We start from the raw sequence: 18,338 nt of genomic DNA, 5'->3' as shown, positions 1-18,338 counted from the left end.
CATCACACTTTATTATCAAAATGAGACTAATGGCGGATATGTTATCAATATGGGTTACTGAACAGTGAAAAAAAATGGCCGCCGCTGACTCCGCAAGCAAGTGTTTAGTGTATTTACTCTGCTGATAATATGCATCCAACAGATAAAACAGGTCCCCTTTCAGGGCTTTTGAGTCTTATTTTGTGATGCCTCTCGCACAATATCATGGGCGCTCCCGCTCCACACTAGCAGAAAACAAATTTGGCACAGTTATTGTTTAAGTCTTATCAGTCGCTGTTATCGGCTGTTTGCAGGTCGGACTCTCACCGCCTGGGCGGCGTAGCAGGTTGTCAGGTAGCCAGTCACTTACTCATTAGGGCCATACGATGAAAACTGTTAATGAAATTATCAAGGATATCAACGCGCTCAAGTCTAACCTTCATGACAAGGACTTTTTGCTGACCTGGGAGCAGAGTCCGGAAGAGCTAAAGCTGGTGCTGGATGTCGCCGACGCGTTGAAGACGATGCGTGCAGAAAATATCGCGACCAAAATCTTTAATAGCGGGCTGGGTATCTCCGTATTCCGTGATAACTCAACCCGTACTCGTTTCTCCTATGCCTCGGCCTTGAACCTGCTGGGTCTGGCTCAGCAGGACCTGGATGAGGGCAAATCCCAGATCGCTCACGGTGAGACCGTGCGTGAGACCGCCAACATGATCTCCTTCTGCGCCGATGCCATCGGCATCCGTGATGACATGTATCTGGGGGCCGGTAACGCCTATATGCGCGAAGTTGGTGCCGCGTTGGATGAAGGCTATGAGCAGGGTGTGTTGCCGCAGCGTCCGGCGCTGATCAACCTGCAGTGTGATATCGACCACCCGACGCAATCCATGGCCGACCTGGCTTGGCTGCGTGAGCACTTCGGCAGCCTGGAGAATTTGAAGGGCAAGAAGATCGCCATGACCTGGGCCTACTCACCGAGCTACGGTAAGCCGCTGTCCGTACCGCAAGGCATCATCGGCCTGATGACGCGCTTCGGTATGGACGTCACCCTGGCTCACCCGGAAGGCTATGACCTGATCCCGGATGTGGTCGAGGTCGCGCGTAACAATGCCAAGGCATCCGGCGGCAGCTTCCGCCAGGTGAACTCGATGGCCGAAGCCTTCAAGGATGCGGATATCGTCTATCCCAAGTCCTGGGCTCCGTATCAGGTGATGGAGCAGCGCACCGAACTGCTGCGCGCCAATGACCACGATGGCCTGAAGGCGCTGGAAAAACAGTGCCTGGCCCAGAACGCCAACCATAAAGATTGGCACTGCACCGAAGAGATGATGAAGCTGACGCGTGGCGGTGAGGCCCTGTATATGCACTGCCTGCCGGCTGATATCTCCGGTGTCTCCTGCAAAGAGGGTGAGGTCACTGAAGGCGTATTCGAAAAATACCGCATCGCCACTTACAAAGAGGCCAGCTGGAAGCCGTATATCATCGCCGCCATGATCGTCGCCCGTAAGTTCCCGAAACCGGGTCTGTTGCTGGAGCAACTGCTCAAAGAGGCGCAGAAACGTATTAAGTAACACCGTCGGCCGGCCGACAGGGCCGGCCCCTCCGCCAGCGCGGATCTCTTTTTCGATGGATGAGGTTGGTTTATGTCTGTTTTCTCGTTGAAGGTGGATATTGCGCAGAACCGTTTCTTCAATGGTGAAACGTCGCCACTGTTCTCCCGTGCCGAAGCACAGAAAGCGCGGGCCTTTCATAAAAAAATTACCGGCTACCGTCCCACGCCGCTATATGCCCTGGATGAACTGTCTCACCTGTTCGGCATCGGCAAGATCTTAGTGAAGGATGAGTCGCAGCGTTTCGGCCTCAACGCCTTCAAGATGCTGGGCGGTGCCTACGCCATCGCTCGCCTGCTATGTGATAAGTATCACATGGATATCAATGACTTCTCCTTCGAGAAGCTCAAATCCACACTGACCGAGCGCATGACCTTCGCCACCACTACCGATGGTAACCATGGTCGTGGCGTGGCCTGGGCCGCGCAGCAGTTGGGGCAGCATGCGGTGGTGTACATGCCGAAGGGCTCGGCGCGTGAGCGGGTAGAGCATATCCGTAACCTGGGCGCCGAATGCATCGTTACCGATATGAACTATGACGACACGGTACGTCTGACCATGAAGACCGCGCAGGAGCGGGGTTGGGAAGTGGTGCAGGATACCGCGTGGGAAGGCTACACCAAGATCCCGACCTGGATCATGCAGGGGTACGCCACGCTGGCGGACGAAGCGGTGGAGCAGATGGCGCAGATGGGCATTGAGCGCCCGACTCACGTCTTCCTGCAAGCTGGCGTCGGCGCCATGGCGGGGGGCGTGTTGGGCTATCTGGTCGATGTGTATGGTGCGAATAATCTGCACTCGGTGATCGTCGAGCCGGATCTGGCGGACTGCGTATTCCGCTCCGGGGTGAAGGGGGAGATCGTCAACGTCGGCGGCGACATGTCCACCATCATGGCTGGCCTGGCCTGCGGCGAGCCGAACCCGTTGGGCTGGCCGCTGCTGCGCAATTGTGCCACCCAGTTTATCTCCTGCCAGGACAAGGTGGCGGCGCTGGGGATGCGTGTGTTGGGTAACCCGTTGGGTCAGGATGCACGCATCATCTCTGGCGAATCGGGTGCCGTTGGTCTCGGGGTCTTGGCTGCCGTTCACCATCACCCGCGTCGTGAAGAACTGATGAAGACGTTAGGGCTGAATCGCGACTCCGTGGTGCTGTTGATCAGTACCGAAGGGGATACCGACGTGAAGCACTACCGTGAAGTGGTTTGGGAAGGGAAATACCCGGCGTGTGAATAAGCGCGGGGGCATCGTTGAATTCATGCTCCCCGCCCGGCGGGGGGATCACCACTGGAGAAGAATATAATGGCTAAGCAAGTTCCGTTCGATATGATTCTGGAGAAGGCGCATCAGTATAAAGACGACATGTCCCGTTTCCTGCGCGACATGATTGCCATCCCCAGTGAAAGCTGCGACGAAAAGCGTGTAGTACTGCGTATCAAAGAAGAGATGGAGAAAGTGGGCTTCGATCGTGTCGAGATCGACCCGATGGGTAACGTGTTGGGCTATGTCGGTCACGGCCCGCATCTGATTGCCATGGATGCCCACATCGACACCGTCGGGGTGGGTAACATCAAGAACTGGACCTTCGATCCCTATGAGGGGATGGAGACCGATGAACTGATCGGCGGACGCGGCGCGTCGGATCAGGAAGGCGGCATGGCCTCCATGGTATATGCCGGTAAGATCATCAAGGATCTGGGGCTGGAAGATCAGTACACCCTGCTGGTGACCGGGACGGTACAGGAGGAGGATTGTGACGGCCTGTGCTGGCAGTACATCATCGAGCAATCTAAGATCCGTCCGGAGTTCGTGGTCAGTACCGAACCAACCGATTGTCAGATCTACCGCGGCCAGCGTGGGCGTATGGAGATCCGTATCGATGTACAGGGTATCAGCTGCCACGGTTCTGCACCGGAGCGCGGCGATAACGCCATCTTCAAGATGGGGCCGATCCTGAACGAGTTACAAGAGCTGTCACAGAATCTGGGGTATGACGAGTTCCTCGGCAAGGGGACGCTGACCGTCTCCGAGATCTTCTTCACCTCACCGAGCCGTTGCGCCGTCGCCGACAGCTGCGCCGTCTCCATCGACCGTCGCCTGACCTGGGGCGAAACCTGGGAAGGTGCACTGGAGGAGATCCGTGCCCTGCCGGCGGTGAAAGCCGCTAACGCGACCGTTTCCATGTACAACTACGATCGCCCCTCCTACACCGGGCTGGTCTATCCGACCGAATGCTACTTCCCTACCTGGAAGGTCGAAGAAGATCACATCACGGTGAAGACATTGAGCCAAGCTTATCAAGGCTTGTTCCGTAAGCAGCCGGTGGTCGACAAGTGGACCTTCTCCACCAACGGCGTCTCCATCATGGGTCGTCATGGCATCCCGGTGATCGGTTTCGGTCCGGGTAAAGAGCCGGAGGCGCATGCGCCGAACGAGAAGACCTGGAAGGATCATCTGGTGACCTGTGCGGCGATGTATGCCGCCATCCCGCTGACCTACATGGAACAGCTGAAGAAGTAAGTTAATGCCCCCGCCCCGGTGCCCGTGGTGCCGGGGCTCCTCTGCGGAGTCACGACGATGAGAACGCTAATTAAGAATGGCACGGTGGTGAACCACGACGGCGAACGGTTGGCGGATGTGCTGATTGAGCATGGCATCATCAGTCGCGTCGACCCCGGCCTGAGCGAGGACGAGGCGGATGAGGTGATCGATGCGCAAGGCTGCTATGTGTTGCCCGGCGGCGTCGATGTCCATACCCACTTCAACATCGATGTTGGCTTGGCGCGGAGCTGTGATGATTTTTTTACCGGCACCCGCGCAGCGGCGTGTGGCGGTACAACAACCATTATCGACCATATGGGCTTCGGCCCGAAAGGCTGCTGCCTGCATCATCAGTTGGCGGCCTATCATGACTATGCCGCCGGCAAGGCGGTGATCGACTACAGTTTCCACGGGGTGATTCAGCATATCGACGAGGCGATCCTCGACGAGATGGCCTCGATGGTGCATGACGAGGGCATCAGCAGCTTTAAGCTCTATCTGACCTATGGTTTCAAGCTGGACGATGACGCGGTATTGCGTGCCTTGCGTCGTTTGCATCAGGTCGGGGCCTTGACCACGGTGCATCCGGAGAACGATGCCGCCATCGCCCAACGTCGCGCCCATTATCTGGCGCAAGGCGAGGTCGCACCGATCTTTCACGCTCGCAGCCGTCCCTTGGAGTGCGAGGCGGAGGCCATCGCCCGGATGATTAACCTGGCGCAGTTGGCCGGCAATGCACCGCTGTATATCGTCCACCTCTCTAATGGCTTAGGGCTGGAGTACCTGCGCCTGGCGCGTGCGCGCCATCAGCCGGTGTGGGTGGAGACCTGCCCGCAGTATCTGCTGTTGGATGAGCGTTGTTACCTGCGTGAGGATGGGCTGAAGTTTATCCTTAGCCCGCCGCTACGTAATCTGCGCGAGCAGGATGCCTTGTGGTGTGGTATCAGCGACGGCGCCATCGATGTGGTGGCCACCGATCACTGTACCTTCCCTTACAGCCAGCGACAGGCACTCTCCGGCGGTAACTTCAGTCGTTGTCCCAATGGGTTACCGGGCGTCGAGAACCGTATGTTGCTGTTGTTCTCCGCCGGGGTGATGACCGGACGTATCTCGTTGCCGCATTTCGTGGCGTTGACCAGCGCCACCCCGGCGCGCCTGTTCGGCCTCTGGCCGCAAAAGGGGCTGATCGCCCCAGGCGCCGATGCCGACGTGGTGATCATCGATCCGCGCCGCACCACCACTATTCATCACAGTGCATTGCATGATAACGCCGACTACAGTCCCTACGAGGACATGGTCTGCCGGGGGGAGATCCGTCATACCCTGGCACGCGGCGAACGGATTTTCAGTGAAGGGCAGTTTAGCGCCGAACCGGGGCGCGGGCGTTTTCTGAAGCGTAAGGCGTTTCAGGCACCGCTATAGGCAGTACGGCTGCGCCCGCATACCGCCGGGAAGCTTGCGCGACGGGATGCAGTCCGGTCCAACAACATACGAGTGAGGATATGATGAAGAAAAAAATCGTGCTCGCGCTGGGGGGAAACGCACTGGGCGAAGGGCTGGCCGAACAGATGAAGGCGGTGAAAACCACGGCACGGGCGATCGTCGATCTGATCGCCCAGGGCCATCAGGTGGTGGTCACCCACGGCAACGGCCCACAGGTTGGCATGATCAACCAGGCGTTCGAGGCGGCGGCGAAGACCGAAGCGCACACCCCGATGCTGCCGATGTCGGTCTGTGTCGCGTTGAGTCAAGGATATATCGGCTACGATCTGCAAAACGCGCTGCGTGAGGAGCTGCGGGATCGGGGGATGGATACGCCGGTCGCGACGCTGATCACTCAGGTTGAGGTGGATGGTAAGGATCCCGCCTTCCTCAATCCGTGCAAACCGATCGGATCGTTCTTCAGCCAGGAGGAGGCGGAGATCCTGACGCGCAACGGCTACAACATGAAGGAGGATGCCGGACGGGGTTATCGCCGTGTGGTCGCTTCGCCGAAACCGGTCGATATCATCGAGAAAGAGACGGTGAAAGCGATGATCAACGCCGGCCAGGTGGTGATCACCGTCGGTGGCGGTGGGATCCCGGTGATCCGCGAGGGGAATCATCTGCGTGGCGCCAGCGCGGTGATCGATAAGGATTGGGCCAGCGCCAAGCTGGCGGAGATGATCGATGCCGATATGCTGATCATCTTGACGGCGGTCGAGAAGGTGGCGATCAACTTTGGTAAGCCGAATCAGCAGTGGCTCGATCGCCTCAGCCTGGAGGATGCCCAGCGCTTTATCGATGAGGGGCATTTTGCCAAGGGTTCGATGTTGCCCAAGGTCGAGGCAGCGCTTTCCTTCGCGCGGACTCGAGCGGGCCGAGAGGCATTGATCACCGTGCTGGATAAGGCGAAAGAGGGGATCGAGGGTAAGACCGGTACCGTGGTGTGCCAGTGATCCTCACCGGGCCTTGGGTGTCGCGCCCGAGGCCATCACTTGAACAGCAATGACCGAGGGGGCGCTTAGCGCCCCCTCGGTGTTATCGGTTAGGCCGTGCCGTGTCGGCACGCTATGCGCGGGATTCCCGCGCGCTGATGGATCAGGATTGTGGGCTCAGTTTCATCATCGCCTCCAACACCGCGCCACCGATGGCGCGCGCCTTATCGGAGACGGTGGTGTGGTCGGCCTGGGCTCCACGCGGATCGACGTCGCCGATCTTAAAGCCGGCGCTGACCTCCAGTCCCTCACTCAGCAGACCGCGCACCATGCCCTGCAGCGGCGAAATCACCGGCGTGTTATCGATATGGGCAAGGGTATCGCCTTCGTTAACCAGATCGCCCAACTTGACGCAGCAGTGCATGATGCCGGCGTGCGGTGCCCGGATCACTCGACGGGTGGTGTGGCCGTTGATATTCCCGGGGATGCCGGTGTTAGCCTGGGCAAAGCCGCGGTAGATCACCCGTCCCAGGTGGTGGCCCCGGTTGGTTTCGATCACCGCATCGCAGTCTTGGCCGGCATCGAAGCCCGGGCCGAGGGCGATGGTGACGGGGGCCATGTCGCGTCGCGTCCCCAGATTCTGCTTGGCCAGGATCGCATCGACCAGGTAGTGGGGTTGTAGCGCTGCCAGGGTGAGGCACTGCGGATCGACCAGCACCGGGATGATGCCCTGTTCGATCAGGCTGAAGGCCTGCTCCGCACCCTCGGCGCGCCGCGCCGTCACCCCTTCGACCGTCGTCTCGCCATCGAATACCGCCTGAGCGAACGCGACGCTACGGCGGATCACCGTCGGTTTGGCCACCTCTAACATCAAGACGCGGAAGCCAGCATGATACAGGCGCAGCGCCACGCCGGTGGCGATGTCGCCAGCACCCCGGATGGCCACCAGTCGATTGCGCTGTAGACGAATGTTCTGCTTCATCTGGCCGCCGGCGGCGCGATTCTTGATCTGCAACACTTCGGCCAGAATGCTGACGGCGATCTCTTCCGGTGTTTCGGCGCCGATGTTATAGCCGATGGGGGCGTGCAGGCGTGCTAAGTGCTCCTCGTCGATGCCGCTCTGGCGCAGTTGTTGGCAGAAGGTCTGTACCTTGCGACGGCTACCTAACAGCCCTAGGTAATCGAGCGGCTTATCGATCAGGCAGTCGAGGGCCTCCTTGTCCTGGCTATTGGTGGCGATAATGACAAAGCTCTCCGCTTCGATCTGCATCGCCGCGATGAGATGGGTATAGCTGTCGGCATGGTGTAGGCGAGTACCCGCAGGAAAGAGCGCCGGATCCAGGCTCTCCTGATAAGTATCGCCGACATGAATATCGAAGCCTAGCGGCGCGGCGGCATGAGCGATGGCACGATTGACGTGCCCGGCGCCGATCAGTACCAGGCGGGGGCGCAGGCCGTGAACATCGATGTATACCGACATGGCGCCGCCACAGTCGGAGCCGACCGCATCTTGCCCGCTGCGTGCCATACGGCCATGAAAGACGCGTGGTTTACGCTCGGCCAGTGCTTGCATGGCCTGTTCGATGACCAGGCGTTCGACCATCCCGCCACCGATGGTGCCGATGATGCTGCCGTCTTTTAAAACCAACATTTGGGCCGAATGGCGCGGTGTAGAGCCCCGACTCTCGATGATCTGGGCCATGGCGAAGGGGCGGTTCTGTTCCTCAAGTTGCGCGGCTTGTGCAAAGATATTCATAAAGACCTCAATGTTTACTGCCTTGTTGTTATTCCCAGCGCTGCCGCGGGCATCCGCGGGGAGAGTTGTTGTCATGGCGCTGCAAGATACGCGTAATCGGGGGATGTTCACGGACGGCACCGAGCCAGATGGCATCCAGCGAACCGTCATGCAACAGGGCATACAGATCGGCGTCCGTCACATTATCAGATTGATAAAAGCGGTTGATCAGCCAGACCCGTCGCGCCCCATCGGGGACGCCCTTAAACATACCGTTTGGATGGCGAATGAAGCGGCTCATCGCCGCCATATCCAGGCGTTCTCCCTGCGCCAGGCCGCTGCAGGCGGCGAATAGCGGCCAACGGTGTACGTTCTGTGCGCCGACGGGATGCCCTAACGCCGCTCCCCCGCTCACCGCGATCACGCAATGGCTACGTTCAGGGATGCAAGGTTCGTGCCCCGCAGGCGCCTTCATCGCTAGGCGATGAGCCCCATCGGCCTCGACCAAGATCACATCGGCCAGCGGGCGTTGGGCCAGCGCATCAACCTGTTCCGGCGTGAAGCCGCGCACCTTGCCGTTGGCAGCATCCCAGGCGGAGAAGCAGGCGGTGATCGGGGCGTGGAGCGCATCAGCCGGTAAGGCCGCCGGCTGATGGCAGAAGAGGGTAGGGAGCGTGTCGGGGAGATACATGCGGGTCGTGGTGGTAACCACTACCCGTCGCTGCTGGGCGGCCCAGGCCTGCGCCAGCCAGTGTAAGGCGCTAGTTTTGCCCCCGGCGCCGATCAGGCTGATCAGCAGTGGCCGCGCGCGCGTTTCACGATCACAAAACAGCGTATTGAATTCGGGTATTATGCGGTTCACCGTCATAGGCTATGAATAATGTGATTAATCCAGTGGAAAAATAGAATGATGCCAGCAGAAGAATATATTAATCCCGAGGCGGTGAGTGCGATCATTCCTGCCGCCGGGCTCTCGTCACGGATGGGACAGTGGAAAATGATGCTGCCCTATCGCGATGGTACCATCCTGGATGCCAGTATTAATAACGCATTGGGATTTTGTCAGCAAATAATATTAGTGGTGGGCTTTCGCGCCGAGGTGTTATTACAACGTTATGGCGATCATCCTCGCATTAAACTGGTGGTAAATAAGGATTATGCCAGCGGTTTATTTTCCTCTATTCGTTGCGGAGCGGCGTCGGTACAGAGCGACTATTGCTTTATCTGCCATGGTGACATGCCTTGCCTGACATCGGCGCTATTCGCCCAGTTGTGGCGGCAGCGTGGGCCCTATGCCTTACTGCCGCGTTATCGTGGCGTTCCCGGTCATCCGGTGCTGCTGCCACGCACGTGGTTGCCGCAGGTTGGGCAGGCGTATCCTCAGCGTAGTATGCGTGAATATTTGCTGGCAAAAGATTATCGTTATCTCGATATAAATTCAGAAGAAATTATTTTTGATGTCGATACACCGCAGGCGTATCAATTGCTTTTGCAAAAATAAGCTGTTTAGTTTTTATATTTAAGCGATTGCGTTCACAGTTAAAATAATTATCGCAAAATTCGCATATCAAAGTGATACGGATTCTCTTTTTTTGATAATCTCATTCGCGCCGAATAAACGGCAGAGAAGTGAGCCTGTTTTAGTGATTGGTATTCTCATTTAGCCGATGTGAGCTGTTTCACAAATAGATAAAACAATTAGATATTACTCACGATTTTTATCATCCAAGGGAAAGTAATAAAGATTTGGCGTGATTGTTGCTGATATCTGGGTAGCCGCCGGTGTGCGCGGGACGTACCCCGGTAAATCAATATCAGCGTTATGTCGCAGCAAGGAGAGAGTCATGGGTGATATTATGCGTCCCGTTCCGTTCGAGGAGCTTCTGACGCGCATTTTTGATGAATACCATCAAAACCGCTCTATCTTTGGGATCCCCGAGCAGCAGTTTTACCGCAAAGAGAATCAGAACCTGATCAAGGTGTTCGGTGAAACCTGTGAGACCCCCATCGGCCCCGCCGCCGGCCCGCATACTCAGCTGGCGCAAAATATCATCGTGTCTTGGCTGACTGGCGGCCGCTTTATCGAACTGAAGACCGTGCAGATCCTCGACCGTCTGGAGCTGGATAAGCCCTGTATCGATGCCGAAGATGAGTGCTTCAACACCGAATGGTCTACCGAGTTTACTCTGCTGAAGGCGCACGACGAATATCTAAAAGCCTGGTTCGCGCTGCATCTGCTGGAGGAGATCTTCGATCCGCGTATCCAGGGTGAGGCCAAGTCCTTCATCTTTAATATGAGCGTGGGCTATAACCTCGACGGCATCAAACAACCGCCGATGCAGCAATTCATCCACGACATGATGGACTCCGCCAAGCATCCTAAGTTTGCCGAATATCGCCGCATCCTGGCGCGCTTGGTCAAGGATGAGGCATTCTTGGCCCGCCTGGGGCTTACAGAGCGGCGCGACCGCCTGGCCGCATTGGCGGAGGCGATCCCTGGCGATATGGCGCACGGTGTTACCCTCTCTACCATGCATGGTTGCCCGCCAGATGAGATCGAAGCCATCTGCCGTTACATGCTGGAAGAGAAACAGCTGAACACTTTCGTTAAGCTGAACCCGACCCTGCTGGGTTACGCGCGAGTGCGCGAGATCCTCGATACCTGTGGTTTCGACTATATCGGCCTGAAGGAGGAGTCCTTCGAGCACGATCTGAAGCTGGCGCAGGCGTTAGAGATGCTGCAGCGCCTGATGGCGTTGGGGCGTGAGAAACAGCTGAGTTTCGGCGTCAAGCTGACCAATACCCTGGGCACCATCAACAATAAGGGGGCGTTGCCCGGCGAAGAGATGTACATGTCCGGTCGCGCCCTGTTCCCGCTCTCCATCAACGTGGCGGCGGTGTTGTCACGCGCCTTCAACGGCGAGCTGCCGATCTCCTATTCCGGTGGCGCCAGCAAGTTCAATATCCGCGATATCTTCGAGACCGGTATCCGTCCGATCACCATGGCGACCGATCTGCTGAAGCCGGGTGGCTATCTGCGCCTGACCGAATGCATGCGCGAGCTGGATCGCTCCGAATATTGGGAGATGCCGAGGGTCGATGTCGCCCGACTGGAGGCGTTGGCCGCCCGCGCCGTCAGCATGGAGTACACCCAGAAACACTGGAAGTCCGAGGACCGCATCGATGCCGGTGGCCCTCTGCCGCTGACCGACTGCTATGTGGCGCCCTGTGTGACAGCCTGTGCCATCAAGCAAGACATCCCCGAATATATCCGCCTGATGGGCGAGGGGCGTTATGCCGATGCCCTGGAGGTGATCTACCAACGTAACGCCCTGCCGGCCATCACCGGTCATATCTGCGACCATCAGTGCCAGTACAACTGTACCCGCCTGGATTATGACAGTGCCTTGAATATCCGTGAATTGAAGAAGGTGGCGCTGGAGCGCGGCTGGCCGGAGTATCAACAGCGTTGGCACAAGCCGGCCGGATCCGGTGACAAGCACCCGGTGGCGGTGATCGGTGCCGGTCCTGCGGGTCTCTCTGCCGGTTACTTCCTGGCTCGGGCCGGTCATCCGGTGACCCTGTTTGAGCGTGAGGCCAACGCCGGTGGGGTGGTGAAAAACATCATTCCGCAGTTCCGCATCCCAGGCGAGTTGATCGCGCATGATATCGACTTCGTCGCCGCTCATGGGGTGAAGTTTGCGTTCGGCTGCGATCCGCATCTGACGGTCGAGCAGCTACAACAGCAGGGCTTCGCCTACGTGCTGGTGGGGGTCGGGACCGATAAGAACAGCGGCGTGCGCCTGGCGGGGGATAACCGTAACGTCTACCGCTCTCTGCCGTTCCTGCGCGATTACAACCGTGGCGAGTCCCTGAAGTTAGGCAAGCACGTCGCCGTGGTCGGCGCCGGTAACACGGCGATGGACTGTGCCCGTGCCGCCCTCCGGGTTCCCGGGGTCGAGGATGTCACGGTGTTGTATCGCCGTACCCTGAATGAGATGCCGGCCTATCGTGAGGAGTACCAAGAGGCGGTAGAGGACGGGGTGAAATTCATGTTCCTGACCAACCCGGAGCGTTTCGATCAGGACGGCACCCTGGTGGCGCGCGTCATGGCGCTTGGTGAGCCGGATGAGCAGGGACGTCGCCGCCCGGTGGCGACCGAGCAGACCGTCACCCTGCAGATGGATGCCCTGATCACCGCCATCGGCGAACAGGCCGACTGTGAGCACTTGGCCGCCATCGGCGTGCCGTTGGACGACAGTGGCTGGCCGGCGGTACGCGATGCCAGCGGCGAGACCACGCGCGACAACGTATTCCTGATCGGTGACGTGCAGAGCGGCCCCTCTTCCATCGTGGCCGCCATCGGTACCGCCCGTCGGGCGACGGACGCCATCCTGGCCCGTGAGAACATTGCCAACAGCTACGGCGATAAGTACTGGAACAACGTCGATCCGGCGCGCATCTACCAGCGCAAGGGGGCGATCGCCGTCACCCTGGTAGACAAAGAGGAGCGTGATGCCTTCGTGGCACAGGAGGCGCAGCGTTGCCTGGAGTGTAACTATGTCTGCAGCAAGTGTGTGGATGTCTGTCCGAACCGCGCCAACGTCTCCATCGCGGTACCGGGATTCCAGAACCGTTTCCAGACGCTGCATCTGGACGCCTATTGCAACGAGTGCGGTAACTGTGCCCAGTTCTGTCCGTGGCAGGGTAAGCCGTACAAAGATAAGGTCACTATCTTCAGCCTGGCGCAGGACTTTACCAACAGCACCAACCCCGGCTTCCTGGTGGAGGGTTCCCAGGTGAGCGTGCGTCAGGATGGCCAAGAGTGGCAGCTACGCATCGATGAGTCCGGTGAGTTCGCCGAGGTGCCGCCGGTATTGAGCGACATGTGCCGCATCATCAGCCATGTTCACAACCACCACCATTATCTGCTTGGCCGCGTGGAGGAATAATCATGCTGATTCTGAAGAATGTCACCGCCGTGCAGTTCGAGCCGGCGCAGGTGCGGGAAGGCGTCGATATCGCCATCGACGGCGCGGAGATCCGCGCCATCGGCGACAACCTGCATGCCCAATTCCCGGATGCGCAGGTGAAAGAGATGCACGGGCGCCTGGTCATGCCAGGCATCGTCTGCGCGCACAACCATTTTTACTCCGGTCTGTCGCGCGGCATCATGGCGAACATCGCCCCCTGCCCGGACTTCATCTCCACCCTGAAAAATCTGTGGTGGCGCCTGGATCGGGCATTGGATGAGGAGTCGCTCTACTACAGCGGCCTGATCTGCTCGCTGGAGGCCATCAAGAGCGGTTGTACCGCGGTGATTGACCATCACGCCTCGCCCAACTATATCGCGGGCTCCCTGGCGACGCTGCGTAAAGGTTTCCTGAAGGCCGGTCTGCGTGGCATGACCTGCTTTGAAACCACCGATCGTAACGGTGGCACCCGTGAGTTGCAGCAAGGCGTCGAGGAGAATATCCGTTTCGCCCAGTTGATCGACGAGGCCAAGGCGAAGGGGAGTGAGCCCTATCTGGTCGAGGCACATATCGGGGCTCACGCACCGTTTACCGTCTCCAACGCCGGGTTAGAGATGTTGGCTGAGGCTCTGCGCGCCACGGGCCGCGGGCTGCATATCCACGCGGCGGAGGATCGCTACGATGTCTCCCACAGCCATGACAAGTATGGTCAGGATCTGGTCGTGCGCCTGGCCGAGTATGGCTTGATCAACGATAAGACCCTGTTAGCCCATGGGCTGTATCTCTCCGATGAGGATATTCGCATCCTCAACGAGCAGGATGCCTTCCTGGTGCATAACGCCCGTTCCAACATGAACAACCATGTCGGTTACAACCAGCGCCTGGCACAGTTCCGTAACCTGGCGTTGGGTACCGACGGTATCGGCGCAGATATGTTCGAAGAGCTGAAGTTCGCCTTCTTCAAGCATCGCGATGCCGGTGGTCCGCTGTGGCCAGATAGCTTTACCCGTTTCCTTTACAACGGCAACCAGCTGCTTAACCGTAACTTTGGCGCGCGTTTCGGGCGTCTTGAGGCGGGATATAAGGCGGATCTCACCATCTGTGATTACCCGTCTCCGACCCCGTTGGCGGCACAGAATATCGGTGGGCATCTGGCCTTCGGTCTGGGCTCCTCCAGCGTACATAGCGTGATGGTCGAAGGGGTAATGGTGTACGAGGATCGCGCCTTCCCGTTCGATATCGAGCCGATTTACGCCGAGGCCCGCAAGGTCGCCGCCCGCATGTGGCAGCGTATGGATGCACTGAACTGAGACCATAAAGCGCCTCGACCTGTGGTCGAGGCGCTTTTGCACAAAGAGGGTGGAACATGATTGAGCAATTTTTCCGGCCGGACTCCATAGAGCAGGCGTTGGAGCTTAAGCGCCGCTTTCAGGACGAGGCCGTCTACTTCGCCGGAGGAAGTAAATTAAACGCCACGCCGACGCGTACCGAGAAGCGTGTCGCCATCGCCCTGAAAGGACTGGGTCTGGATCAGGTGACCTGGCATGGCGGGGCGTTGCACCTTGGCGCGATGAGTACGCTGCAACAGTTGCGCGATACGGCGCTGCTGCCGCAGGCGTTGCAGGAGGCGCTCGGTTTCGTCTACTCGCGTCATCTACGTAACCAGTCGACGCTGGGCGGCGAGCTGGCGGCTCAACAGGCGGAATCGGTGCTGGCACCGGTGCTGTTGGCGCTGGATGCCCGTGTGCAGAGCGCCGACGGCGCGGAGATCGCGTTGGAGGATTACCTGGCCGCCCCGGACGATCGTCTGCTGACGGCGGTGATCATCGCCGATCCCTTCCGTTGCTGCGCCACACGTAAAGTCAGCCGTTCGGCGGCGGGCTGGTCGGTGGTGACGGCGGCCGTCGCCCTGCCGGATGAGGGGGGCATGCGCATCGCCCTGGATGGCGTCGGCGAGCGCCCGTCGCGTCTGCGCGATGTGGAGGGGCAGGGCCTGGAGGGCGAGCAATTGGAGCAGGCGGTCAGCGCTGCGATCGCACCGCGCGCCGATTTGAGCGGCAGCGAGGCATACAAACGCTATATCGCGGGCGTCGTAGTGGCTGAACTGTTGGCCGACTGCCAGCAGATGAGGGAGGAAGCAAAATGACAATTCGCTTTACGCTGAACGGTACGCCACGCACGCTGGCATGCCAGCCGGGCGAGAATGTGCAGCATCTGTTGTTTGGACTCGGCATGCACTCCGTCCGTAATAGCGACGACGGTTTCGGCTTTGCCGGCTCCGATGCCATTATCTTCGACGGGGTGGTGATCAACGCCTCCCTGCTGATCGCCGCCCAGTTAGAGGGCGCGGTGGTGCGTACCGCCGAATCACTCGGTGCGTGGAATCAATTGAGTCCGGTCCAGCAGGCGATGGTCGATGTCGGCGTGGTGCAGTCCGGCTATAACGATCCGGCGGCGGCGCTGATCCTGACCGATCTGTTAGAGCGTATTCCGGCGCCGAGTCGCCAGGATATCGACGATGCGCTCTCCGGGCTGTTCAGCCGTGATGCGGGCTACCAGCAGTTCTACCAGGTAGTGGAACTGGCCGCGGCGCGGATGCGCGATCCGCAGTACCAGATGGAGGTCGCTCCAGAGTTTCGTGACGATCTGACAGTCGTCGGTAAGAACTGCCCGAAGGTGGATGCGGCTAAGATGGTGCAGGCCAAGCCCTGCTACGTTGAGGATCGTATCGCGGCGGACGCCTGCATCATCAAGATGCTGCGCTGCCCGCATCCTCATGCGTTGATCACGCATCTGGATGTCAGCCGTGCCGAGGCGTTGCCAGGGGTGGTGCATGTTATCACCCATCTGAACTGCCCGGATGTCTATTACACGCCTGGCGGCCAGAGTGCGCCGGAGCCGTCGCCGCTCGATCGCCGCATGTTCGGCAAGAAGATGCGCCATGTCGGTGATCGTGTCGCCGCCGTGGTGGCGGAAAGCGAGGCGATCGCCCTGGAGGCGTTGAAGCTGATCGAGGTGGAATACCAGATCCTGCGTCCGGTGATGTCCATCGACGAGGCGATGGCCGACGATGCGCCGTTGATCCACGACGAACCCATCGTGTATGTGAACGGGGCGCCTAGCGATCTGGAGGTGCAGAATCGGGGCTCGGCACAGCGCGGCGAACACATGATCATCAACTTCCCGATCGGGGCACGCCCGCACGACAATATTGCCGCCAGCGTTCACGGCCGTATTGGGGATGTTGAACAAGGCTTCGCTCAGGCGGATGTCGTCATTGAACGCACCTACGAGTCAACCCAGGCTCAGCAGTGCCCGACCGAGCCGCACGTCTGTTACACCTATATGGATGGCGATCGTCTGGTGGTGCATGCCTCTACCCAGGTGCCGTGGCACGTACGCCGCCAGGTGGCGCGTATCGTGGGGATGAAACAGAATAAGGTTCACATTATCAAGGAGCGTGTCGGCGGCGGCTTTGGCTCCAAGCAGGATATCCTGTTGGAAGAGGTGTGTGCCTGGGCGACCTGCGTCACCGGGCGTCCGGTCTACTTCCGCTATACCCGTGAAGAGGAGTTTATCGCCAACACCTCGCGTCATGTCGCCAAGGTGAAGGTGAAGATCGGTGCCACCAAAGAGGGGCGTCTGACCGCCATCGACATGGACTTCCGCGCCAATACCGGTCCGTATGGTAACCACTCCTTGACGGTGCCGAGTAACGGCCCGGCGCTGTCGTTGCCGCTCTATCCCTGCGATAACGTCAATTTCCAGGTCACCACCTATTACAGCAATATCTGTCCGACCGGGGCCTATCAGGGCTACGGGGCGCCGAAGGGGAACTTCGCCCTGACCATGGCGCTGGCCGAACTGGCCGACCAACTGGGCATCGACCTGCTGGATATCATCGAGCTGAACCGGGTGCATGAGGGACAGGAGTTGAAGATCCTCGGCGCGATCGGCGAAGGCAAGATGCCGACCTCGGTTCCCTCCGCCGCCAGTTGTGCGTTGGAGCCGATCCTGCGTAAAGGGCGTGAGCTGATCGATTGGGATTCCCCGAAACCGGCCGACGGTGATTGGCGTGTCGGACGTGGCGTGGCGATCATCATGCAGAAGTCCGGTATTCCCGATATCGACCAGGCCAACTGCATGATCAAGTTGGAGTCGGACGGGACCTTTATCGTCCATTCCGGCGGTGCCGACATCGGGACCGGGTTGGATACGGTGGTCAACAAGTTGGCGGCCGAGGTGCTGATGTGCCCGATGTCCGAGGTGCATGTCATCTCCGGCGATACCGACCACGCGCTGTTCGACAAGGGGGCTTACGCCTCATCCGGGACCTGCTTCTCCGGTAACGCCGCCAAGAAAGCGGCAGAGAATCTGCGCGAGAAGATCCTGTTCCACGGCGCGCAGATGCTGGGTGAGCCGCAAGAGGATGTCGTGTTGGTCGCACCGGGGATCGTGCGCGGTAAGCGTGGTGAAGTCAGCTATGCCGACATCGCGCATAAGGCCGAGACCGGTACCGGTTTCGGGACCTTGGTGGCGACAGCCAGCTACATTACGGCGGACTTCGCCTTCCCTTATGGCGCTAACTTCGCTGAAGTGGCGGTCAACGTGCGTACCGGTGAGATCCGGCTGGACAAGTTCTATGCCCTGCTCGACTGCGGTACCCCGGTGAACCCCGAGCTGGCGTTGGGGCAGATCTACGGCGCCACCATGCGCGCCATCGGCCACAGCATGAGCGAGGCGATCCGTTACGACAGTGAAGGGCGGCCGATCACCCGCGATCTGCGCACCTACGGCGCCCCGATGATCGGCGATATTCCGCGTGACTTCCGCGCCTTCCTGGTACCGAGCGACGATCATGTCGGCCCGTACGGCGCCAAGTCGATCTCGGAGATCGGGGTTAACGGGGCGGCACCGGCCATCGCCACGGCGATTCACGATGCCTGCGGTGTTTGGCTGCGTGAATGGCATTTCACTCCGGAGAAGATACTGAACGCGTTAGGAAAACTGTAAGACCGCATAGGGCCACCCCGCGGGGGGCGGCCCTATGCCAACGATTCAATTAGCCGTTGGATAATAAATA

Annotated in this window: 12 protein-coding genes; 10 read left to right on the top strand and 2 right to left on the bottom strand. The window is 59.2% G+C overall.

The features are described 5' to 3' along the window. The first annotated feature begins 365 nt into the window (after positions 1-365). From ygeW to arcC, 5 genes are all read left to right on the top strand, one after another. Entirely contained in the window at positions 366-1,553 is a 1,188-nt protein-coding gene (ygeW, locus tag ACEQFP_RS06785) for a knotted carbamoyltransferase YgeW (protein ID WP_005289733.1), read from the top strand. Positions 1,554-1,625: 72 nt separating this feature from the next. Next, entirely contained in the window at positions 1,626-2,825 is a 1,200-nt protein-coding gene (gene dpaL / locus ACEQFP_RS06780; protein WP_005289735.1) for a diaminopropionate ammonia-lyase, read from the top strand. A 66-nt stretch (positions 2,826-2,891) separates the two neighbouring features. Then, complete coding sequence (locus ACEQFP_RS06775) at positions 2,892-4,109, top strand: YgeY family selenium metabolism-linked hydrolase (RefSeq protein ID WP_005289737.1); 1,218 nt, start codon at positions 2,892-2,894, stop codon at positions 4,107-4,109. A 57-nt stretch (positions 4,110-4,166) separates the two neighbouring features. Then, complete coding sequence (gene hydA / locus ACEQFP_RS06770; RefSeq protein WP_005289740.1) at positions 4,167-5,552, top strand: dihydropyrimidinase; 1,386 nt, start codon at positions 4,167-4,169, stop codon at positions 5,550-5,552. 83 nt (positions 5,553-5,635) lie between these two features. Next, positions 5,636-6,568, top strand: coding sequence for a carbamate kinase (gene arcC, locus ACEQFP_RS06765; RefSeq protein WP_035595328.1), 933 nt, complete (start codon positions 5,636-5,638; stop codon positions 6,566-6,568). Positions 6,569-6,710: 142 nt separating this feature from the next. Here arcC and yqeB read toward each other — a convergent pair whose 3' ends face one another. Both yqeB and yqeC read right to left on the bottom strand, forming a co-directional pair. Beyond that, the gene (gene yqeB / locus ACEQFP_RS06760; protein WP_005296144.1) at positions 6,711-8,303 is read right to left on the bottom strand and encodes a selenium-dependent molybdenum cofactor biosynthesis protein YqeB; all 1,593 of its coding nucleotides are present in this window, start codon (positions 8,301-8,303) and stop codon (positions 6,711-6,713) included. Positions 8,304-8,331: 28 nt separating this feature from the next. Then, positions 8,332-9,150, bottom strand: a complete 819-nt coding sequence (gene yqeC, locus ACEQFP_RS06755; RefSeq protein ID WP_047059049.1) for a selenium cofactor biosynthesis protein YqeC — start codon at positions 9,148-9,150, stop codon at positions 8,332-8,334. Between the two features lie 39 nt (positions 9,151-9,189). Here yqeC and mocA point away from each other — a divergent pair, with 39 nt between their 5' ends. From mocA to ACEQFP_RS06730, 5 genes are all read left to right on the top strand, one after another. Then, the gene (gene mocA / locus ACEQFP_RS06750; RefSeq protein ID WP_068870403.1) at positions 9,190-9,783 is read left to right on the top strand and encodes a molybdenum cofactor cytidylyltransferase; all 594 of its coding nucleotides are present in this window, start codon (positions 9,190-9,192) and stop codon (positions 9,781-9,783) included. 343 nt (positions 9,784-10,126) lie between these two features. Next, positions 10,127-13,234, top strand: coding sequence for a putative selenate reductase subunit YgfK (gene ygfK, locus ACEQFP_RS06745; RefSeq protein ID WP_047059052.1), 3,108 nt, complete (start codon positions 10,127-10,129; stop codon positions 13,232-13,234). Between the two features lie 2 nt (positions 13,235-13,236). Continuing rightward, positions 13,237-14,565, top strand: a complete 1,329-nt coding sequence (gene ssnA / locus ACEQFP_RS06740; protein ID WP_005289756.1) for a putative aminohydrolase SsnA — start codon at positions 13,237-13,239, stop codon at positions 14,563-14,565. Positions 14,566-14,621: 56 nt separating this feature from the next. Next, positions 14,622-15,401, top strand: a complete 780-nt coding sequence (gene ygfM, locus ACEQFP_RS06735) for a molybdopterin-dependent oxidoreductase FAD-binding subunit (protein ID WP_005289758.1) — start codon at positions 14,622-14,624, stop codon at positions 15,399-15,401. Further along, positions 15,398-18,268 (top strand): molybdopterin-dependent oxidoreductase Mo/Fe-S-binding subunit, encoded by a 2,871-nt coding sequence (locus tag ACEQFP_RS06730; protein ID WP_005289762.1) that lies wholly within the window; start codon positions 15,398-15,400, stop codon positions 18,266-18,268. The genes ygfM and ACEQFP_RS06730 overlap by 4 nt, the downstream gene beginning before the upstream one ends. The last annotated feature ends 70 nt before the right edge of the window (positions 18,269-18,338 follow it).

Origin of the sequence: Edwardsiella sp. A.80236 (genome assembly GCF_044540725.1) — a bacterium.
Classification (GTDB): domain Bacteria; phylum Pseudomonadota; class Gammaproteobacteria; order Enterobacterales; family Enterobacteriaceae; genus Edwardsiella; species Edwardsiella tarda.
The sequence above is the reverse complement of the archived record's forward strand: the minus strand, read 5'-3'. Positions and strand labels throughout refer to the sequence as shown.

What these genes read in the sequence shown, in the direction of transcription:
- dpaL (WP_005289735.1), top strand. Translation starts at nt 1,626, where the DNA reads ATGTCTGTTTTCTCGTTGAAGGTGGATATTGCGCAGAACCGTTTCTTC.
- ygeW (WP_005289733.1), top strand. Translation starts at nt 366, where the DNA reads ATGAAAACTGTTAATGAAATTATCAAGGATATCAACGCGCTCAAGTCT.
- ygfM (WP_005289758.1), top strand. Translation starts at nt 14,622, where the DNA reads ATGATTGAGCAATTTTTCCGGCCGGACTCCATAGAGCAGGCGTTGGAG.
- ygfK (WP_047059052.1), top strand. Translation starts at nt 10,127, where the DNA reads ATGGGTGATATTATGCGTCCCGTTCCGTTCGAGGAGCTTCTGACGCGC.
- ACEQFP_RS06730 (WP_005289762.1), top strand. Translation starts at nt 15,398, where the DNA reads ATGACAATTCGCTTTACGCTGAACGGTACGCCACGCACGCTGGCATGC.
- mocA (WP_068870403.1), top strand. Translation starts at nt 9,190, where the DNA reads ATGATGCCAGCAGAAGAATATATTAATCCCGAGGCGGTGAGTGCGATC.
- arcC (WP_035595328.1), top strand. Translation starts at nt 5,636, where the DNA reads ATGAAGAAAAAAATCGTGCTCGCGCTGGGGGGAAACGCACTGGGCGAA.
- ssnA (WP_005289756.1), top strand. Translation starts at nt 13,237, where the DNA reads ATGCTGATTCTGAAGAATGTCACCGCCGTGCAGTTCGAGCCGGCGCAG.
- ACEQFP_RS06775 (WP_005289737.1), top strand. Translation starts at nt 2,892, where the DNA reads ATGGCTAAGCAAGTTCCGTTCGATATGATTCTGGAGAAGGCGCATCAG.
- hydA (WP_005289740.1), top strand. Translation starts at nt 4,167, where the DNA reads ATGAGAACGCTAATTAAGAATGGCACGGTGGTGAACCACGACGGCGAA.
- yqeB (WP_005296144.1), bottom strand. Translation starts at nt 8,303, where the DNA reads ATGAATATCTTTGCACAAGCCGCGCAACTTGAGGAACAGAACCGCCCC.
- yqeC (WP_047059049.1), bottom strand. Translation starts at nt 9,150, where the DNA reads ATGACGGTGAACCGCATAATACCCGAATTCAATACGCTGTTTTGTGAT.